Raw genomic sequence first — 2,051 nt, 5'->3', positions numbered from 1 at the left:
GCGCCGGAGATCATTGTCGATGAGATCATCGATGCCTTCCGGCAGCGCTTCGACGTGACGATCGAGCTGGCGGTGACGGCGACCGAAACGGAGGACTTTCCGGTGATGCGGGTTTTGCGCGATGTCGAACTGACGGCGGCCGACATGGCCTTCGTCAACGGAGCCGCGTGAAGCGCCCATGGCCGTCTATACCGATGTCAGCGAGGGCGAGCTTGGCGCGTTCCTGAAGGCCTATCCGGTCGGCGAACTCTTGTCCTACAAGGGCATCGCCGAAGGTACCGAGAATTCCAACTTCCTGCTGCACGCCACCAGCGGCTCCTACATCCTGACGCTCTATGAGAAGCGCGTTGACAAGGCTGACCTGCCGTTCTTCCTCGGCCTGATGGGTCATCTGGCGCGAAAGGGCATTTCCTGCCCGCTGCCGGTCACCGCGCACGACGGCACCGTCATCGGCCAGCTCGCCGGCCGGCCCGCCGTCATCATCACCTTCCTCGAAGGCCTGTCGCTGCGGCGGCCGACGGCGGCGCATTGCGGCGAAGTCGGCAAGGCGCTGGCCGAACTTCATCTCGCCGGCCGGGATTTTGCCTTGCGGCGGCCGAATGCCCTCGCCATCGACGGCTGGCGCAAATTGTGGGACGCCTCGCGCGACCGGGCCGACGAGGTCGAGCCCGGCTTGGCAGCCGAGGTCGATGCCGATTTCGCCGATTTCGAGCGCAACTGGCCGAAGGACCTGCCGGAAGGCATCATCCATGCCGACCTTTTCCCCGACAATGTCTTCTTCCTCGGCGAGAAACTGTCCGGCCTGATCGATTTCTATTTCGCCTGCGACGATCTCTACGCCTATGACGTCGCCACCTGCCTCAACGCCTGGTGCTTCGAGAAGGACTTTTCCTTCAACCTGACCAAGGGTACGGCGCTGCTCGCCGGCTACCAGAGTGTGCGGCCTTTGAGCGGCGACGAGAAGGCGGCGCTGCCGATGCTGGCGCGCGGCTCGGCGTTGCGCTTCATGCTGACCCGGCTTTATGACTGGCTGACCATTCCCAACGGCGGATTGGTCATGAAGCGCGACCCGACCGAATATATCCGCCGGATGCGGTTCCATCGGGCGATCAAATCTCCCTCCGAATACGGATTGCTATGACCAAGCATGTTGAAATCTTCACGGATGGCGCCTGCTCGGGCAATCCGGGCCCCGGCGGCTGGGGCGCCATCCTGCGATTCAATGGCAAGACCAAGGAACTGTCGGGCGGCGAGGCCGAGACCACCAACAACCGTATGGAATTGCTCGCTGCCATCTCGGCGCTGAACGCGCTGAAGGAGCCTTGCGCGGTCGAGCTTCACACCGACAGCAAGTACGTCATGGACGGCATTTCCAAGTGGATCCATGGCTGGAAGAAGAACGGCTGGAGGACCGCCGACAAGAAGCCGGTCAAAAACGGCGAGCTCTGGCAGGCGCTGGACGAAGCCAACCGGCGTCACCAGGTCACCTGGAACTGGGTCAGGGGCCATGCCGGCCATGCCGAGAACGAGCGCGCCGACGAGCTCGCTCGCGAAGGCATGGCGCCGTTCAAGAAAGACCCCGTCAGGCCTGCCGTGGCACCGCAGCCGGCGGCACAAGCTACGCAGCCGACAGCGGCAAAGCCGCGGCGCTCGACGCAGAGCTATTGATTCCGCAAGCGGCTCCGCTCCCCGGCAGGAAGACCCTCTATCGTGGCGACCGCATACTACATCACGCATCCCCAGGTTCAGGTCGATGCCAACGTTCCGGTGCCGGAGTGGGGGCTATCCGACATCGGGCGAGCCAGAGCGTCCACAATGCTCGACCAGCCCTGGATCGGGTCGATCCGGCGTGTCGTGTCGTCGGCTGAACGCAAGGCGATCGAAACCGCCGAGATCCTCGCAAGGCATCTGAACCTCACGGTCGAGGTGAGGGAACGGATGCACGAGAACGATCGGTCGGCAACGGGTTTCCTGCCGCCGCCGGAATTCGAGGCGGTCGCCGACCAATTCTTCGCCAATCCACACAGCAGCATTCGCGGATGGGAAAGGGC

3 protein-coding genes and 1 pseudogene are annotated in these 2,051 nt (G+C 63.6%); all 4 read left to right on the top strand.

What is annotated here, in order from left to right:
• A pseudogene (locus EOA33_RS33595) lies at positions 1-171 on the top strand (4-hydroxy-3-methylbut-2-enyl diphosphate reductase); the annotation flags it as partial.
• A gap of 7 nt (positions 172-178) precedes the next feature.
• Positions 179-1,141 carry a homoserine kinase gene (locus tag EOA33_RS33590; protein ID WP_127407571.1) on the top strand — a complete coding sequence of 321 codons (963 nt, stop codon included), beginning with the start codon at positions 179-181 and terminating at the stop codon, positions 1,139-1,141.
• On the top strand, positions 1,138-1,668 hold the full coding sequence (gene rnhA / locus EOA33_RS33585; protein WP_127407570.1) for a ribonuclease HI: 531 nt from the start codon (positions 1,138-1,140) through the stop codon (positions 1,666-1,668). Before EOA33_RS33590 ends, rnhA begins: the two co-directional genes overlap by 4 nt.
• A gap of 42 nt (positions 1,669-1,710) precedes the next feature.
• A partial coding sequence (locus tag EOA33_RS33580; protein WP_145989451.1) for a histidine phosphatase family protein occupies positions 1,711-2,051 on the top strand: 341 nt, incomplete at its 3' end.

Source organism: Mesorhizobium sp. M4A.F.Ca.ET.050.02.1.1 (assembly GCF_003997725.1).
Lineage (GTDB): Bacteria > Pseudomonadota > Alphaproteobacteria > Rhizobiales > Rhizobiaceae > Mesorhizobium.
The sequence above is the reverse complement of the archived record's forward strand: the minus strand, read 5'-3'. Positions and strand labels throughout refer to the sequence as shown.

Bases quoted from the DNA above. Each gene is read 5' to 3' on its own strand.
- rnhA (WP_127407570.1), top strand. From the start codon at position 1,138: ATGACCAAGCATGTTGAAATCTTCACGGATGGCGCCTGCTCGGGCAAT.
- EOA33_RS33590 (WP_127407571.1), top strand. From the start codon at position 179: ATGGCCGTCTATACCGATGTCAGCGAGGGCGAGCTTGGCGCGTTCCTG.